The following is a 15,526-nucleotide window of genomic DNA, read 5'->3' as shown; positions in this document are numbered from 1 at the left end:
CGCATGCGGGGTTGAGAGGGACCGGCTCAGTCCTTGAAGGTCACATCCTTCGTGTCCTCCACGGCAGCTGTCCGGCCGGGCGCCGTGTGGTACTTCCAGTACAGGTTGGTGTGCGCGATGACCTTGTCCGGCGGCGGCGCGCCCCATTCGCTCTGGTCTTCCGTGGTGTGTGCATCGCCGACGAGCGTCACGTCGTAGCCGCGGACAAAGGCGCCGTGGATGGTGGACCGGATGTATTCGTCCGTCTGCGCGCCGGTCACCACGAGTCGGCCCACTCCGGCGTCGGCCAGCACCTCTTCCAGGTTGGTGTCCTCGAACGAGTCCGCAAACGACTTGTGCACCAGCGCCTCAGGGTCCTGGCGCTTCAGTTCCGGGACATACTCCCAGGCTTCGCTGCCCTTTTCCAGCTGCTCGTCCGAGTGCTGGACCCAGACGATCGGCACTCCTTCACTGCGCGCCTTGTCCACGAGCGTGCCGATGTTGGCCACCACCTCGTGGCGCTGGTGCACATCCGACACCACGCTGTTCTGGACGTCGATCACCATCAAGGCGGTGTTGGGTCGATCTGACAATGTGGTCATAACGAGCTCCTTGGTGTGCGCTGAGGCAGTGGAAGGACCCTGGGAGGGCAATCCGTTGCATGCATTTTACGTGGGCTTAACTTGATCGGTCTTGTGAGCCTACAAGGAGGCGCGACAGACTTGAAGCACTTGATGAACCGATCAATTCTGATCGTTCGACCAGACCAGCGGAACATGTTCGCAGAGATGCGTTCGGCCCGTTTCACGGCGAAGCCGCCAGCGGACGGGCTCCGCAGACCGGAAGGATTAGTTATGGCCGGCAAGTTCGAAGTTTTCCTTGATGCACAGGCGCAGTACCGGTTCCGGCTGACAACGCCGGACGGAACCGAACTGGCGGTTTCCGGTGTTTACCCCGACAAGGCCTCGGCTGTCGCGGCCATCGAGACGGTCCGCGAGTGCGCGGGAATGGGACTGATCACCGACCTCTGTCCGTCCGCCAGCTCGGTTCCGGCACCGGCTGCCGTGGTGCAGGGTGCCGCACTGCCGGTCCCGGCAGCTTCGGCCTGCGACACCCGGAGGGTGCCGGTTGACGGCTTCCGCAAGCACGCCGCGGTTCGCCGTGCCACGCCTCAGCTGACCGGGGCGGCCTAAGCCCGGCGGGCCCCGGGCGCGGGGCGGTGCAGCGCGATTCCTGCTGCAGCCCAGGCCAGCAGCAGGATTCCGCCGATCGTCAGCAGGTAACCGGCCGTTGCCAGGGTTGACCGGGACGGCGTCTGCGGACGCGCAGGTGCACCCGCCGGAACGGCGGACGTTGCCTGAGCCGATGGTGCGGGACCCGCAGTGGCCGGCGCACCGGACGATTCCGACGACGGCGTGACGGTCGCATCGACCGCCGCTTCCGCGTCGTCGGTGGTGGTTGCGGGCGCCAGGTTTCCGGGCGCTTCGGTTCCCGGTGCAGGAAGCTGGGCTGCCGACGCCTGGGTGCTAGGGCCGGGCTGCCCTGGAAGGGCGCCGCCCGGCGGAGGGTCCGACGTTGCCGTGGGCGAGGGGGCAGGCGCCGTTGGAGCCGCCGTCGTCGGCGTTGCCGGTCCGGGAAGCAACGGGCTCAACGGGACGCAGACGCCGCCGCGGGTCACCGGAACCTGGCCTGCCGGGCACGGCTCCGCTGCCACCGGTGCAGCCAACGCCACCATGCTGAGGACGACGGCGGACCACAGCGACGCAATGCCCACAACCCTCTGTTCGGTGCTCACGGCGTACAACGCTACCCAACTGTCCGCCAAAACGGGCGCACCCCCGCCCGGCACGTGTCCGGCACCGCCCGGGCGTCGCCGGGACACCGCCGCCGGAAACGTGGTAGGCAAGAGAAGGGAGCATCTGCGACCTGCCATGCGCGGAGGGATGAGACGGTGCCAGACGATTCGAATACCGGAGCGAAGGATGCGAGGGGCCGGCTCGCATCGCGGCTCCTCGGTGGCGGCACCGAACCCGATCCCCGGTTTACCCTGGCGAACGAGCGCACCTTCCTGGCGTGGATCAGGACGTCCCTGGCGCTGCTCGCCGGCGGCGTGGCCGTCGAGGCCTTTATGGCCAGCCTCCTGGGTCCCGAGTTGCGCAAGACCATCGCGGTCCTGCTGCTGGTGCTGGCGCTGGTCATCGGCGGCGGCTCGTTCTTCCGCTGGCTGAACGTGGAACGCGCCATGCGGTCCAATTCGCCGTTGCCGCTTCCCCTGATCGCTCCCGTGCTGGCCATCGGCGGAGCCTTGGTGGCTGCCATCATGGTGGTGTTCGTGATCGCCCGGCCGGCCTGAGCGTGGCTGCCCCGAATGATCCCGACCCGGGAGATCCGGCCCGGCATGGCGATTCCGGCCTCCAGCCCGAACGCACGGATCTGGCGTGGGGCCGAACCACCATGGCAATGGTGGTGGCCGCAGCGCTCTTCCTGCGCTGGCTGCCCCACCACGGCTGGTTCGTCGGAACGCTCGTCTGCGGCGCCATCGCCGCGGCGCTGGCCATCAACCTCACCCAAAAACGCCGGTTCCACCGTGCCGTCCGGGGCATCAACCGGGAAACCATGCCACCCGATTTAGGTTCGACGGCGGCGGTTGCCGCGAGCGTCGTCGTCCTCGCCCTGCTGGGAATCTACACCGTCCTGTTCCTGCCGCTGCAGCCATGACCGCTGCAGCCACGGCGGAAGGCAGCCATGACGGAGGGCATTGCGGCACGGTTCGGCGACGAGGGCCTGGCGATGAGAGCGCCAGCGATCAGAAGAGCGTCTGCTGGCCGTCTGCTGATGCGTCGGCGTCCTGCGGCCCCCACTCCGACAGGGCAAGACGGGCAAGGTCCTTGAACTCCGGGAGCAGCTCGGCAATGCAGGTCTGTCCCTCCAGCACTGGGATCACCACCGGGTTTGCACTGCTATCGGTGCTCGAATCTGCCACTGGCTGAGTTTATGGCAGGCCACCGACAGTGTGCGGCAGACACTCCATGGCGCCCCGGGGCTGCGCCTCTCAGGCGTGGCTCCTGACGGCAACCACGGGCCGGCCCGGAGTGGTTACCGGGGCGGCTACAGGCTGCTTCGCGATGGGCTCAGTGACCTTCGCCGGCCGGCGGACCTGGTGCCACGCCCAGGGCAGCAGATAGCTGCGGGCCCATTGGAGGTCTTCGACGCGGGCCTGCCGCCAGTTGCCGCGCGGCAGTTCGCGGGATTCCAGCGGCTGCAGGAGGTGCTGCACACCGAGCGCATCCAGCACCCTCATCGCAACGGCATGGTGGCCCAGCGGTGACAGGTGCAGCCTGTCCCGGTCCCACATCAACGGGTTCCTGAGCTCACGCAAGCCCCACAGATCGGCGACCACGGCATCATGCTTTGCGGCAATCGCGCGGATGTTTTCGTTGAAGACGGCAACCTTTGTCCGGTTGCGGCCCAGCACAGGGGTGGACCCCCAGTCGGGGCCGGTGAACACCACCAGTGTGGCACCGGAAGTGCTGAGCAGCTCCACGCCGGAGTCGAGCCGTTCCGCCAACTTGTCCGGATCGCTGCCGTGGAAGACCATGTCGTTGCCGCCTGCGGAAAGCGTGATCAGGTCCGGTTGCAGCGCCAGCGCGGGCCCGGCCTGCCGTGCCAGGATCTGGTCCAAGAGCTGGCCCCGCACGGCTAGGTTCGCGTAGGCAAAGTCCGGGTGGCCGTTACTCAGTTCCTCGGCCACACGGTCGGCCCAGCCCCGCACTCCGCCGGGGCGCCGCGGGTCCGGGTCCCCCGCGCCTTCGGTAAACGAATCCCCCAACGCCACGTATCGGCGCCACGGGTGCTCGCTGACACCGGCAGCCTTATCCCCCCTGCCGATGACAACGCCGTGAGGCCGGCGTCCTGACAGATCCTTGTCATTCGTGGTCACCACGCACCTCCTTGTGGGAAGCCCTGCGCCCTTTCTGTGATTAACCATGGAAGCGCCCCACATGTTCCAGAAACTGGCCGGAATGCCACATTTGTGAATGGAATGCACACCGGGTTGCCGGCGTTAATAACGAGTGTCCGGCACCATCGGTTGCGCCGGACTGACAGGAAGGTCATGAGCAGGAAAATCGAAACAGTCGAAGACGACGCCGGCAAGGTCATCAGCTATCACCGGCACCCGAACGGCGGCGGCCTGATCGGGCGCGGCGCCGAAGTGGACGAGTCGTCCTTCATCAGTTCCACGGCCTACGTGGAGGCCGGCGCCGAGGTGGGACAAGGCTGCCGGATTGGCGGCGGCAGCTGGATTGACCGGCGGGCCCGGATCGGCCAGCGGGTGGTGATCGGTGACGCCGTGTACGTGGGGCCGGGCGCCGTGATCGGCAACCGGGTCCGTGTTGGCAGCCACTCCCGGATTGGAGCGGGCGCCGTCATTGGCCACGGAGTGCGCCTGCATGGCGACAGCACGGTCGCGCAGGGCAGCCGCGTAGGGACCCGGACCAGGACGTCCGTGAGTGCTTCACGGCGGTCCGCGCCGAGCGACGGGCGGAAGGCCCGCAAGGCCGCCTGAGGTCCTAAGCCTCTCGTGGACTGCGCCGGAGTGCGTTTAACTTAGGGCATACCCACCGTTTTGAGCAGTGAAAGCGGGGACGCGTGATGGGCAGCCCATGGAACGCCGACGGCGGCTCCTACGAAGAGCCCGACGGCATGGTCCCGGCCGAGAGCGCGGTCCCGGCCGACCGTGTGGTTCCGGCCGACCCGGTTGCCCGGATCAGGGAAACGGTGGTTGCCCGGCAGGAGGAGCGCTTCGGCGGCATCAAAATCGGTTCGGCCTTCTTCGGCTGCCTGACTGCGGCCGCAATGACCATCCTGCTGGGCGCTTTGGCTGTGGCGGCGGGTAGGGCGGGGCTTCTGGCCGGCACGGACCCGGTCTCGGATTCAACGAAGGGGTCCTCTCCGTTCAGCGGGATGGCCGGCCTGATCCTGCTCTTCCTGGTGCCTTTCCTCGCTTTTGTTTCAGGCGGCTACGTCGCAGGACGGATGGCCCGCTTCAACGGCGTCGGCCAGGGGCTCATGGTGTGGCTGTGGGCCGTCATTGCCGCCGCGGGACTTGCCTCGGTTGCCGTAGTCGGCGGCGGCCAATCTGATCCCCTGACCGTGGTCAGGGATCTCCTGGGCGTACCCGTCGATGAGGGCCTGCTCAGTACAAGCAGCGTTGTTGCAGCTATCGCAGTCGCCGCGCTAGCGCTCCTGGGTGCCGTCCTGGGCGGCCTGGCCGGAGTCCACTACCACCGGAAGGTGGACCGGGCCGGATTCGCACCGGCGGAGTCGCACTACCAGCCGTAGGGACGGCTCCGCGCTAGACGGCGGCCGCCACGCGTTCGCCGTTGAAGTATTCGAGCTGCCAGCCGTCAACGGCATGGTGGTGGGCGAGGTTGAGCACGGCGTTCTCGACGCTGTCCAGGGTGCGGCCAATGGCGCGGCTGAGGCTTACGCGGATGAGGGTGCCGTGGGCGACCACCAGGACGCGGCGGCCGCGGAACTCCTCAGCCAGGGTCTCCAGCGCGGCCAACCCGCGGGAGGCTGCCTCGTCCTCGCTTTCTGCGCCGCGGAAACCACCGGGAATGCGCAGGGCGTCAAGCTCGGGACCGGCCTGCAGGCCCTCCGCGGGCCCGAAGCTACGCTCGGTGAGCTCCGGAATGTGCCGCGCCACGCTGAGGCCCAGACCGTCGGCAATGAGGTTCGCCGTTTCCGCGGCACGGCCGAGCGGCGAGGACACAATTGCGTCCCATTCCTGGCCGGACAGGACGGCGACGGCGTCGCGCGCCTGGCCGCGGCCGACGTCGTTCAGCGGAATGTCGGTGGATCCCTGCAGCCGGCGCTGCGCATTCCAGTCGGTCTGGCCATGGCGGACAAGGGCGAACGTCGTAAGGGTCATGCCTCCCATTCTGCCTTGGTGCCGGGTGGGGACCGGAAATTGTGGCTACATGAAGCCGGCGTCTGCCGCGTTAACGAGAGTGCCCGCCCGGGGTTTCCCGGGCGGGCACTCGTTTCACACGGAGAGTCAGTTCGCGTCAGCGCCGACTGCCGCGACGGCTTCTTCGCCGCGTGCCTCACCGGCGAGCCGGAGCCAGGTGTCCACCACGGTGTCGGGGTTCAGGGAGACGGAATCGATGCCTTCCCCGACCAGCCATTCGGCGAAGTCCGCGTGGTCGCTGGGCCCCTGGCCGCAGATGCCGACGTACTTGCCGCGCGCCTTGCACGCCTTGATGGCCATGCTGAGGAGCTTCTTGACGGCAGGATCGCGTTCATCGAAGCCGCCCGAGACGATCGCGGAATCCCGGTCCAGACCGAGGGACAGCTGGGTCATGTCGTTGGAGCCGATGGAGAAGCCGTCGAAGTGGTCCAGGAATTCGTCAGCCAGCAGCGCGTTGGACGGAATTTCGCACATCATGATGACTTCGAGGCCGTTCTCGCCGCGCCGCAGGCCGTTCTCGGCCAACAAGTCGATGACGCCGCGGGCCTCGTCCAGGGTCCGCACGAACGGGATCATGAGCTTGACGTTGGTCAGGCCCATCTCGTTGCGGACGAAGGACAGGGCCTCGCACTCGAGGTCGAAGCAGTCCCGGAAGGAAGGCTCCAGGTACCGGGAAGCACCGCGGAAGCCGAGCATCGGGTTTTCTTCGTGCGGCTCGTAGGCCGGTCCGCCGATGAGGTTGGCGTACTCGTTGGACTTGAAGTCGGACATGCGCACAATCACCGGTTCCGGCGCGAAGGCCGCCGCGATGGTTGCCACGCCCTCGGCCAGCCGCTTGATGTAGTACTCGCGCGGGCTGTCGTACGCGGCGATCCGCTCCCGGATGACCGCGGCCACATCCGCCGGTTGCTTGTCCAGGTTCAGCAGTGCCTTGGGGTGGATGCCGATCTGGCGGTTGATGATGAATTCGAGCCGGGCCAGGCCCACGCCGTGGTTGGGGAGCTGCGCGAAGGTGAACGCCTGCTCCGGGGTGCCGACATTCATCATGACCTTGACCGGGGCCTCGGGCAGCTGGGTGATCTCGGTTTCCTCGACGCTGAAGTCCAGGAGCCCTTCGTAGATCACGCCGGTCTCGCCGTCGGCGCAGGAAACGGTCACCTCGAGGCCGTCGGAGAGGACGTCCGTGGCGCCGCCGGTACCGACGACGGCGGGAATCCCCAGTTCCCGGGCAATGATGGCCGCGTGGCAGGTGCGTCCGCCGCGGTTGGTCACGATGGCGGAGGCACGCTTCATGATCGGTTCCCAGTCGGGGTCGGTCATGTCGGCGACGAGGACATCGCCGGTCTTGAAGGCGGCCATCTGGTCGATTGAGCTGAGAATGCGGACGGTGCCGGCGCCGATGCGCTGGCCGATGGCGCGGCCTTCGACCAGCACCCGGCCGGTCCCGTTGAGGCGGAAGCGGCTCAGGCTGCCGGAGGCGCGGCGGGACTGCACGGTCTCCGGGCGGGCCTGCAGGATGTACAGGCCGCCGTCGATCCCGTCCTTGCCCCATTCGATGTCCATGGGGCGGCCGTAGTGGTTCTCGATGGCGACGGCGTGCCGGGCGAGCTGCTCGACGTCGTCGTCCGTGATGCTGAAGCGGTTCCGCAGCGAAGCCTCAACCGGAACGAAATCGATGGTGTGGCCCACTTCGCGGTTGCTCGTGTAGGTCATCTGGAGTGCCTTCTCGCCCAGCCCGCGCTTGAGGATCGCCGGGCGGCCTGCCTGCAGGGCGGGCTTGTAGACGTAGAACTCGTCCGGGTTGACGGCGCCCTGGACCACGGCCTCGCCGAGGCCGTAGGAGGACGTGACGAACACGGCGTCGTTGAATCCTGATTCGGTGTCCATGGTGAACATGACGCCGGAGGCCCCGACGTCGGAGCGGACCATGCGCTGGATACCGGCCGAAAGCGCCACCTCGGCGTGTTCGAACTTGTGGTGCACGCGGTAGGCGATGGCGCGGTCGTTGTAGAGGGAGGCGAACACGTCCTTGATGGCGAGCAGGATGTTCTCAATGCCGCGGACGTTCAGGAAGGTTTCCTGCTGCCCGGCGAAGGAGGCGTCCGGGAGGTCTTCGGCCGTTGCGCTGGAACGGACAGCCCAGGAGAGATCCTCGGAGCCGCCGTGCTTTTCCACCAACTGCTGGTAGGAGTCCCGGATCTGGGCTTCGAAGTCCGGCAGGAACGGCGTCTCACGAATGAGGGTGCGGATCTCCTGGCCGGCAGCGGCGAGGGCCGTCACATCGTCGGTGTCCAGGCCGATGAGCCGGTCGGCGATCTTCTGGTCCAGGCCGGAATCTGCGAGGAAGGTCCGGTACGCGTCCGCTGTCGTGGCGAAACCGTCGGGGACCTTGACACCGGCCGAGGTCAGGTTCTGCACCATCTCACCGAGGGACGCGTTCTTTCCGCCCACCCGGTCCAGGTCCTTGAGTCCGAGTTCTGAGAACCACAGGATGTCTGTCGTCATAGTTGCTGCTCCTTTGCAGATGATGGCATGCAGATGTGCCGCCCCGCTCGCGGCGATAGCCGTTTGGTGGGCGCGAATCTTGTCCACAGTGACAGGTCTCGGGCGCTCTTTCCACATGATGTGCGCCACACTCTGATTGTGAAAATTTTCCCTAATGCTTGAGGTTCATGCGCTGCAGTATGGTCGCAGCCATTTCCTCCACGGACACCGTTGCTGAATTGAGGTACGGAATCCGGTGGGAGACGTACAGCTGCTCCGCGCTGCGCAGCTCGAAGCCGCACTGGCGGAGCGAGGCGTAGGGCGAACCGCGGCGCCGTTCGGTGCGGATCTGGCTCAGTCGCAGGGGGTTGGAGGAGAGGCCGAAACATTTCTCAACGAAAGGCCGCAGCGGCTTGGGCAGCCCTTCGCGTTCGAAATCCTCGTCCACCAGCGGGAAGTTCGCGGCGAAGATTCCGTGCTGCAGCGCCAGGTACATGGTGGTGGGAGTTTTTCCGCAGCGGGACGGCGCCACCAGGATGACCTGTGCCTTTTCCAGCGCACGCAGGCTTTGGCCGTCGTCGTGTTCCATGGCGTACTCAACGGCGGCCATCCTGGATTGGTACCGCTCCGCATTGCCCAGGCCGTGGGCCCTGCCGGGCTCGCCGCTGGCCGGCGAGCCGAGGGCCTGCTCCAGCTGACCGACATGCGTCCCGATCAGGTCCACGATGATCCCCTTGCACGTGGCAAGGGTCTGGCGGATGTCGCTGCTGACCGCCGTGGAAAAGACGATCGGCCGCAAACCGCTGGCGGCCAGTTTGTCGATGGTGCCGACGACGGTCCTGGCCTGTTCGACGGTGGTGATGAAGGGGACCGTGATGCGGTCGAAATGATTCGCGGGAAACTGCGTCAACAAGGTGTTGCCGAGCGTTTCCGCGGTGATGCCGGTGCTGTCCGAAAGAAAGTAGACAGGCCGCAGATCGTCATTGGTCATGAACGTATTGTGCCCCAGGGCCGGTCCCCGTCCGGAATCGGAGGGGCGGCGCGGTCCAACGGACCTAGCCGTCGAAGGGTTCGGCCGATCCCGTGAAGCCGTCCCTTCCGGGGGAACGGGTGAGCAGTTCCCTCCCGTCCTACCCGGCAGCCCTGGCCTCAACTGCGTAGGCCTTTGCCTGCTCGCGCACCTGGAGCACGTAGGAATCGGACTGGTTGTAGGAGAGCACGGCGTCGGTCCATCCCCGCGCCGTGGTGAGGTCGCGGCCGCCTCCGCACAGGTACGAGGCGGCGCTGAAGGCGGCGTCGTCGATGTTTAGCGGGTCGGCGTATCCGTCGCCGTTCCCGTCCCGCCCTGCCAGCTCCCACGTGGAGGGGATGAACTGCATGGGCCCGACGGCGCGGTCCCAAAGAGCGTCGCCGTCGAGGACGCCGTCGTCCGTGTCCGGGATGGCGGCGAAGCTGCCGCCGTCGAGGCTGGGCCCGATGATTGGTCCGCTCACCTGGCCGGTGCTCGATAAAGTTCCGCCGCCGTGGCTGCCGTGCGCCGACTCAACAAAGCCCACGGCCGCTACGGTATTCCATCCGATCCGGCACGCCGGTGCGGCGGCATTGGCCAGCTCGGCTGCCACTGCGTAGGCCTGGAGCGCCCGGGCAGGGATGCCGGTCTGCGCCGCTGTCCGGTCAAGCCACTTTGCATCCATCGTGCTGTCGGTGATGTCCACCGCACGGGCGCCGGAGAGGGTCGCGAGCTTCGCGCCCGATTGAGGCGGAGCCGCCAGGTCCCCGAACCCTGCCGCGCCGGGTGCGCGGAGGACCCAGAAAAGGAGTCCGGTGATGACGCAGATCGCGAAAAGGCAGAAGACCGCAAGGCGTTTCAGGCGAAGCATGGACTAGCCGGGCAGGCCAATGCCTCGACAAGCACCGTACGCCCGCATCGAGTCAGCCTTCACACTCAATACAGTACGCGTGGCCGTCCTTTTCGCGGGCGATCTGTGAACGGTGCCGCACCAGGAAGCAGGAATAGCAGGTGAACTCGTCCCGCGCCTGCGGCACCACCTGAACCACCAGCTCCTCGGCCACAAATTCGCCACCGGGAACAATGGAGTCGTCCAGTGCATCTGCTTCGTCCAGGTCGCGGACAACGCTGCGGGCATCGGGTGCGTTCGCCGACTGCAGGGCCTCGAGGGAGCTGTCCTGCGATTCCTTGACGTCGGAACGTACTTCGTCGTAATCAGTTGCCACTTGGGGGTTCTCATTTCAGGTGTATTTGCTGGCCGGAAGAAACTTACACCATCTCCCCGTTAAGTCACCCGGTCTCCGTCAGTCCACCCGGCTACAGGCACTTCCGGTGAACCGGATTGTCACCCAAGCGGGGCGGATTTCGCGGTACGGTCCTATGCTTTTCCTACAGGGTTTTGCAGGAAGCCGCAACGTCTTATTTGAGCGTGCACCATGGCCGAAGCTACGAACAGCGGACCGGAACCACCGGCTGCCTTCCCGTCCGCAGTTCTGGACACTCCCGACGCACAAGCGTTCCTCAGCGATGCGGCCGAAGACCTCATCGAGGAGGTCGGTGGCCCAGCCCGGGGTTTCCTTTGGGCCATCACCCGAGTCGGCCCGGGCGGAGTCCGGAATTGGACGGCCGCCTCACTCAAGGGGCGGCAGGTCGACGGACTTCAAGGCTCATTCGCAGACGGTCCTGCCCGGGCCGCGGTGGTGAGCCGCGAATTCATCCACATACCCGACGCCGCGGCAGACCGCCGCTGGCCCGGATACTGCGCCGCAATTGCCGGTGAAGGCCTCGGATCCGTGCTATCCGTGCCGATGATCGATGAGTGGGAGACCAGTGCCGCCCTGACGCTATACGCACCCGCACCGCACGCCTTCACCAGCGACGACGTCATCCGGACGGTCGCATGCGCACGGCGCATGTCCAAGGTGTGCCATTTGCTGTTGGAGCTGGCGCGGAAGGCACGGACCGCCGTCTCGCCGCCGCCTTCACCCCTGACCGAACTGGCTGTGGAGTCCTTGATCCGCGAGTACGGCCTCACCGAGGAGTCGGCCCTGCAGTACCTGCGGGCGGTGGCACGTGACCTGGCGTTCATGTCGCCGACGGCTCCCGACGCCGGCACCACCAGCGCCGCCTGACAGGCCGGTCTCTCTTACCGCTCGATGCAGACGGTGAGATCCAGGTGAATGTCGCTGGCCGCCGCGAGGCGGTCCTGGAGGTAGAGGGCCAGGCTCGCATCGGTGGCGGTGTGGACGCTGTTGGGAACTGCACCGCGCAAAAGCGCCTGCGTGTTGGTGGACTTGACCATGTCCAGCGGCGCCCAGCCGCGGTGGCTGGACGTGAGGCGCTCGATGTCCGTGCGGAAGGAACGCTGGTGGTCCTCGCGGACAGTGGCGCGAACAGTAAACGGGATGAAAGTAGTAGGCAAGGAGGTCCTCTCAAGAGGCAACCGGTGGTCGGCGCCCAGTTATTACAAGCCTCCCCGGGCCCCTGCTATTCCCCTGCCGCCGCCAAGGAGTCCGATGTCACGGCCCGAAGTTCCGCCCGGAATAGGCCTAAAGCCCCTCGTGGGCCCTGCTGCCCTGCGGGTAGGTTGATTGCAGCCACAGGCCGGTCGGGCACAGCGGAGTGACTGCGGCCGTGGCAGGCGGTCCTGCCGATGTTCATGGGTGCCATCGGCGGACGTCGCCTTCCGGATGATGGGTTGCCCCGTCACAGGGGCGGGGTAACTCGTCCGGAGGTTGTTAGGCCACCATCTGTAGAGTTCGACGCCGGGCGGTCACCTTGTCAGGTGACCACCGGCGTCGTGCTTCCCAGGAAACGGCGCTACCGCAGAATCACGGTGCGGTTGCCCAGCAGCATTATCCTGCCCTCGCAGTGCCAGCGCACCGCGTTGCGGAGCGCGGCGCATTCGGCGTCCCGGCCAACGGCCACCAGGTCGTCGGCGGTGTAGGTGTGGTCCACGTCGATGACCTGCTGCGAAATGATCGGTCCCTCGTCGAGTTCCGCGTTGACGTAGTGGGCTGTGGCGCCCACGGTCTTGACCCCGCGGTCGTAGGCCTGGTGGTACGGCTTCGCACCCTTGAAGCTGGGCAGGAACGAGTGGTGGATGTTGATGGTCCGGCCGGCCAGCTTGGCCGAGAGTTCGTCGCTCAGGACCTGCAAGTAGCGGGCCAGGACCACGAGTTCCACATCGAACTCGTCGACCAGTTCCAGAAGCCGGGCTTCTGCTTCCGGTTTGGTGTCCTTCGTGACCGGCAGGTGGAAGAACGGGATGCCGTGCCACCGGACCAGGTCCTCCTGCTCGCGGTGGTTGGAGACCACGGCGACGATCTTCACGGGAAGGTCGCCGGTGCGGGCACGGAACAGCAGGTCATTGAGGCAGTGCCCCATTTTGGACACCATCACCAGGACGCGGCGTTTGCGGCCGTGCGGCTCCAGTTGCCAGTTCATCTGCCACTTCTCCGCCAGGGATGCGAAGTCCTCGCGGAGATCCTCGGTGCTGGTGGAATCCTGGCCCGAGTCAAAGTGCACCCGCATGAAGAAGTGCCCCTGGACGCGGTCCCCGTACTGCTTGTTGTCGATGATGTCGCAGCCGTGGTCCAGCAGGAATCCCGAAATCGCATGGACAATGCCCGGAGACTCGGCACAGTCCAAAGTCAGTACATGCTCGCTCATTTCCTGACGTCCCCGAGTTCCCGCTCACCAGCCGCGTCGGGCTCCATGTCCTGGCTGAGTTCAGCCTGGAACGTCGCATAGCGGGCCAGGTGAGCGGGCCGGCGGCGCAGCACGAACCAGGCGGCACCGAGCAGGATGAACCACACCGGCGTCACCAGGAGCGCCAGCAGCGTGTCCGGCTGGGTGGTCAGTGCCCACAGCACGAACGCGAAGAAAGCGAAGACCACCCAGACCATGGGAATGCCGCCGGGCATCCGGTACTTGGACGCCTCATGCAGCTGCGGGCGGCGCTGCCGGAAGGCCAGGTAGCTGGCCAGGATGATGGACCAGACAAAAACGAAGCAGACGGCGGACACGGTGGTCACCATGTCGAACGCCTTGCCGATGTCCGAGCCGGCATACATCAGGATGACGCCGGAGAGCAGCAGGACGCAGGAGAGGAACAGCGCATTCTGCGGGACCTTGCGGCGTGACAGGCGGCCGAACACGGACGGCGCGTCACCTTCCTGGGCCAGGCCGTAAACCATGCGTGAGGTGGAATATATCCCGGAGTTGGCCGAGGACATCGCCGAGCTGAGCACCACCAGGTTCACCACGGTGGCCGCGGCACCAAGACCGGCCAGGGAGAACATGGCGATGAATGGGCTGTGGCCGGCCTGGAACTGGGTCCACGGGGTGACGGACATCAGGATGATGAGAGCGCCAACGTAGAAGAGCAGCACGCGGATGGGAATGGAGTTGATGGCCTTGGGCAGGTTCTTCTCCGGGTCCTTGGCCTCCGCGGCCGTGGTGCCCACCAGTTCAATGCCCACAAAGGCGAAGACTGCGATCTGGAAGCCGGCCACAAAACCCATGAACTCGTTCGGGAAGAAACCGCCGTGGCTCCACAGGTTCGTGAAGGTGGCAGGGCCGGCGTCGGACTGGAATCCGCTGAAGATCATGAACAGGCCCACGATGATAAGTGCCGCGATGGCGATGATCTTGATCAGCGCGAACCAGAACTCGGTCTCGCCGAAGGCCTTCACCGTGGTGAGGTTCAGGAGCAGCAGGATGGCCACGGTGGCCAGGCCCGGGATCCACAGCGGGAGCCCCGGCCAGAGTTCCTTCGAGTAGCCGGCAATGGCGATCACGTCCGCGATTCCGGTGATCACCCAGCAGAACCAGTAGGTCCAGCCGGTGAAGAACCCGGCCCAGGGGCCCAGCAGGTCAGCGGCGAAGTCGCTGAAGGATTTGTAGTTCAGGTTGGAAAGCAGCAGTTCGCCCATGGCCCGCATGACGAAGAACAGCATGAAGCCGATGATCATGTAGACGAAGATGACGGACGGGCCGGCCGCCGAGATGGTTTTGCCGGACCCCATGAAAAGGCCGGTGCCGATGGCTCCGCCAATGGCGATCAGCTGGATGTGCCGGTTGCTGAGCTGCCTTTCAAGATGCGGTTCCTGGTGGGACGTCAGGGTCTTAGTTGTCACGTGCTGCTCCTCGAATCAAGGCTGGCTGGAGTGCCGTTGGGGAAGACGCGGGGCCCACTTCGTTGGGGACCGCATCAAGGTTGTTGAAGCTGTAGAGGTGGATGCCGGCGATCTTCCCGGGCTGGCTTCCCAGCCCGTCCACGAGATTCTGCGGCGAGTAGCGGTCACCGCTGAGGAGCTTGCGCGCCAGCGGACCTTTTCGGCTCAGGAACTTCAGGGAACTTCCCACGCCGATCTGCGTCGCCAGGGAGACCAGCTTGGTCCGCGGAACGTTCCCGGCCACGCCGGCCCAGACGGGCAGCTGCACTCCTTCGCGGCGCAGGAGCGCCACGTAGTCAAGGACTTTCGGTGCGGAGAAGCACATCTGCGTCACCACGTGCGAGGCCACGTGCTGCTTGGCCAGCAGGGCGTCCAGCAGGTCCACCGGCCCAACCGAGGGATGACCCTCCGGGTAGCCGGCGATTCCTGCCCGCATCATGCCGCCCGTGTACTGCGCGATGTCTTCGAGCAGCGGGAGCGCGGAGCCGTACGGGCCGGCCGGCTGCTTCCGGTCGCCGCCGATCACGAACACTTCGCCGATGCCGGCAACGTTGCAGTCGCGGAGGATTCCGGTGAGCTGGGACCGGTCATGCAGGCTCCGCGCCGCGAGATGCGGGACCACGGAGTAGCCGAGCAGGCTCAGCTGCACAGCGGTGCGCATGGTCCGTTCGATCCCGTGGTGGGGCAGGCACGTCACGGTGAGTGTTGTGGTCAACGGCACGTGCGCGCTGACCCGATCAGCGATTCCCTCTGACGGGATGATCTCGATCCGGGTGGGGAACATCATCGGTCCTCTCTCAATGTCACGTCTGAATTTCACGGTGGTCCTAGTGGTGTGCCGCGATGAGGGAGCTGGCTTCCTGGCGGGTGCTGCCGGAGCTTTCGATGTGCGCGAGTTCG

The 15,526-nt window shown here is 66.1% G+C and carries 19 protein-coding genes; 6 read left to right on the top strand and 13 right to left on the bottom strand.

Going from position 1 to position 15,526, the window contains the following annotated elements:
* Positions 1–26: 26 nt before the first annotated feature.
* A complete protein-coding gene (locus PV761_RS01850; protein WP_347893907.1) occupies positions 27–581 on the bottom strand; it encodes an isochorismatase family protein in 555 nt (184 codons plus the stop codon).
* A 252-nt stretch (positions 582–833) separates the two neighbouring features.
* Here PV761_RS01850 and PV761_RS01845 point away from each other — a divergent pair, with 252 nt between their 5' ends.
* On the top strand, positions 834–1,172 hold the full coding sequence (locus PV761_RS01845; RefSeq protein ID WP_028270241.1) for a DUF1508 domain-containing protein: 339 nt from the start codon (positions 834–836) through the stop codon (positions 1,170–1,172).
* Here the strand turns inward: PV761_RS01845 and PV761_RS01840 are convergent.
* Positions 1,169–1,774, bottom strand: coding sequence for a hypothetical protein (locus PV761_RS01840; RefSeq protein ID WP_347893905.1), 606 nt, complete (start codon positions 1,772–1,774; stop codon positions 1,169–1,171). The genes PV761_RS01845 and PV761_RS01840 overlap by 4 nt on opposite strands.
* Before the next feature lie 156 nt (positions 1,775–1,930).
* Here PV761_RS01840 and PV761_RS01835 point away from each other — a divergent pair, with 156 nt between their 5' ends.
* A complete protein-coding gene (locus PV761_RS01835; protein ID WP_028270239.1) occupies positions 1,931–2,332 on the top strand; it encodes a DUF202 domain-containing protein in 402 nt (133 codons plus the stop codon).
* A gap of 2 nt (positions 2,333–2,334) precedes the next feature.
* The gene (locus tag PV761_RS01830; RefSeq protein WP_043438015.1) at positions 2,335–2,697 is read left to right on the top strand and encodes a DUF202 domain-containing protein; all 363 of its coding nucleotides are present in this window, start codon (positions 2,335–2,337) and stop codon (positions 2,695–2,697) included.
* A gap of 88 nt (positions 2,698–2,785) precedes the next feature.
* Here the strand turns inward: PV761_RS01830 and PV761_RS01825 are convergent, their stop codons facing one another.
* A complete protein-coding gene (locus PV761_RS01825) occupies positions 2,786–2,962 on the bottom strand; it encodes a hypothetical protein (protein ID WP_156037081.1) in 177 nt (58 codons plus the stop codon).
* A gap of 69 nt (positions 2,963–3,031) precedes the next feature.
* A complete protein-coding gene (locus PV761_RS01820) occupies positions 3,032–3,919 on the bottom strand; it encodes an SGNH/GDSL hydrolase family protein (RefSeq protein ID WP_347893902.1) in 888 nt (295 codons plus the stop codon).
* Between the two features lie 174 nt (positions 3,920–4,093).
* Between PV761_RS01820 and PV761_RS01815 the strand changes: the two genes are divergently transcribed.
* Both PV761_RS01815 and PV761_RS01810 read left to right on the top strand, forming a co-directional pair.
* Complete coding sequence (locus tag PV761_RS01815; protein ID WP_347893900.1) at positions 4,094–4,546, top strand: DapH/DapD/GlmU-related protein; 453 nt, start codon at positions 4,094–4,096, stop codon at positions 4,544–4,546.
* An 86-nt stretch (positions 4,547–4,632) separates the two neighbouring features.
* Positions 4,633–5,322, top strand: a complete 690-nt coding sequence (locus tag PV761_RS01810) for a hypothetical protein (protein ID WP_347893898.1) — start codon at positions 4,633–4,635, stop codon at positions 5,320–5,322.
* A gap of 13 nt (positions 5,323–5,335) precedes the next feature.
* On the opposite strand, the gene PV761_RS01805 is transcribed toward PV761_RS01810, so the two are convergent.
* The 5 genes from PV761_RS01805 to PV761_RS01785 form a co-directional block, all read right to left on the bottom strand.
* On the bottom strand, positions 5,336–5,923 hold the full coding sequence (locus tag PV761_RS01805; protein ID WP_347893896.1) for a histidine phosphatase family protein: 588 nt from the start codon (positions 5,921–5,923) through the stop codon (positions 5,336–5,338).
* A gap of 117 nt (positions 5,924–6,040) precedes the next feature.
* Entirely contained in the window at positions 6,041–8,458 is a 2,418-nt protein-coding gene (gene ppsA / locus PV761_RS01800) for a phosphoenolpyruvate synthase (protein WP_347893894.1), read from the bottom strand.
* Between the two features lie 151 nt (positions 8,459–8,609).
* Positions 8,610–9,428, bottom strand: coding sequence for a pyruvate, water dikinase regulatory protein (locus tag PV761_RS01795; RefSeq protein ID WP_028270233.1), 819 nt, complete (start codon positions 9,426–9,428; stop codon positions 8,610–8,612).
* Between the two features lie 139 nt (positions 9,429–9,567).
* A complete protein-coding gene (locus PV761_RS01790) occupies positions 9,568–10,317 on the bottom strand; it encodes a lytic transglycosylase domain-containing protein (RefSeq protein ID WP_347893891.1) in 750 nt (249 codons plus the stop codon).
* Positions 10,318–10,369: 52 nt separating this feature from the next.
* Positions 10,370–10,672, bottom strand: a complete 303-nt coding sequence (locus PV761_RS01785) for a DUF4193 domain-containing protein (RefSeq protein WP_028270230.1) — start codon at positions 10,670–10,672, stop codon at positions 10,370–10,372.
* 210 nt (positions 10,673–10,882) lie between these two features.
* Here PV761_RS01785 and PV761_RS01780 point away from each other — a divergent pair, with 210 nt between their 5' ends.
* Positions 10,883–11,578 (top strand): GAF domain-containing protein, encoded by a 696-nt coding sequence (locus tag PV761_RS01780; protein WP_347893889.1) that lies wholly within the window; start codon positions 10,883–10,885, stop codon positions 11,576–11,578.
* A gap of 14 nt (positions 11,579–11,592) precedes the next feature.
* Here the strand turns inward: PV761_RS01780 and PV761_RS01775 are convergent, their stop codons facing one another.
* The 4 genes from PV761_RS01775 to PV761_RS01760 all read right to left on the bottom strand — a co-directional run bounded on the left by PV761_RS01775 (position 11,593) and on the right by PV761_RS01760 (position 15,413).
* Positions 11,593–11,868 carry a hypothetical protein gene (locus PV761_RS01775; protein ID WP_347893887.1) on the bottom strand — a complete coding sequence of 92 codons (276 nt, stop codon included), beginning with the start codon at positions 11,866–11,868 and terminating at the stop codon, positions 11,593–11,595.
* A 398-nt stretch (positions 11,869–12,266) separates the two neighbouring features.
* Complete coding sequence (purU, locus tag PV761_RS01770; RefSeq protein WP_347893885.1) at positions 12,267–13,118, bottom strand: formyltetrahydrofolate deformylase; 852 nt, start codon at positions 13,116–13,118, stop codon at positions 12,267–12,269.
* Positions 13,115–14,587 (bottom strand): D-serine/D-alanine/glycine transporter, encoded by a 1,473-nt coding sequence (cycA, locus tag PV761_RS01765; RefSeq protein ID WP_347893883.1) that lies wholly within the window; start codon positions 14,585–14,587, stop codon positions 13,115–13,117. Before cycA ends, purU begins: the two co-directional genes overlap by 4 nt.
* Complete coding sequence (locus PV761_RS01760; RefSeq protein ID WP_081818841.1) at positions 14,577–15,413, bottom strand: methylenetetrahydrofolate reductase; 837 nt, start codon at positions 15,411–15,413, stop codon at positions 14,577–14,579. The genes cycA and PV761_RS01760 overlap by 11 nt, the downstream gene beginning before the upstream one ends.
* Between the last annotated feature and the right edge of the window lie 113 nt (positions 15,414–15,526).

Origin of the sequence: Arthrobacter sp. CC3, assembly GCF_039907775.1 — a bacterium.
GTDB lineage: Bacteria > Actinomycetota > Actinomycetes > Actinomycetales > Micrococcaceae > Arthrobacter.
The sequence above is the reverse complement of the archived record's forward strand: the minus strand, read 5'-3'. Positions and strand labels throughout refer to the sequence as shown.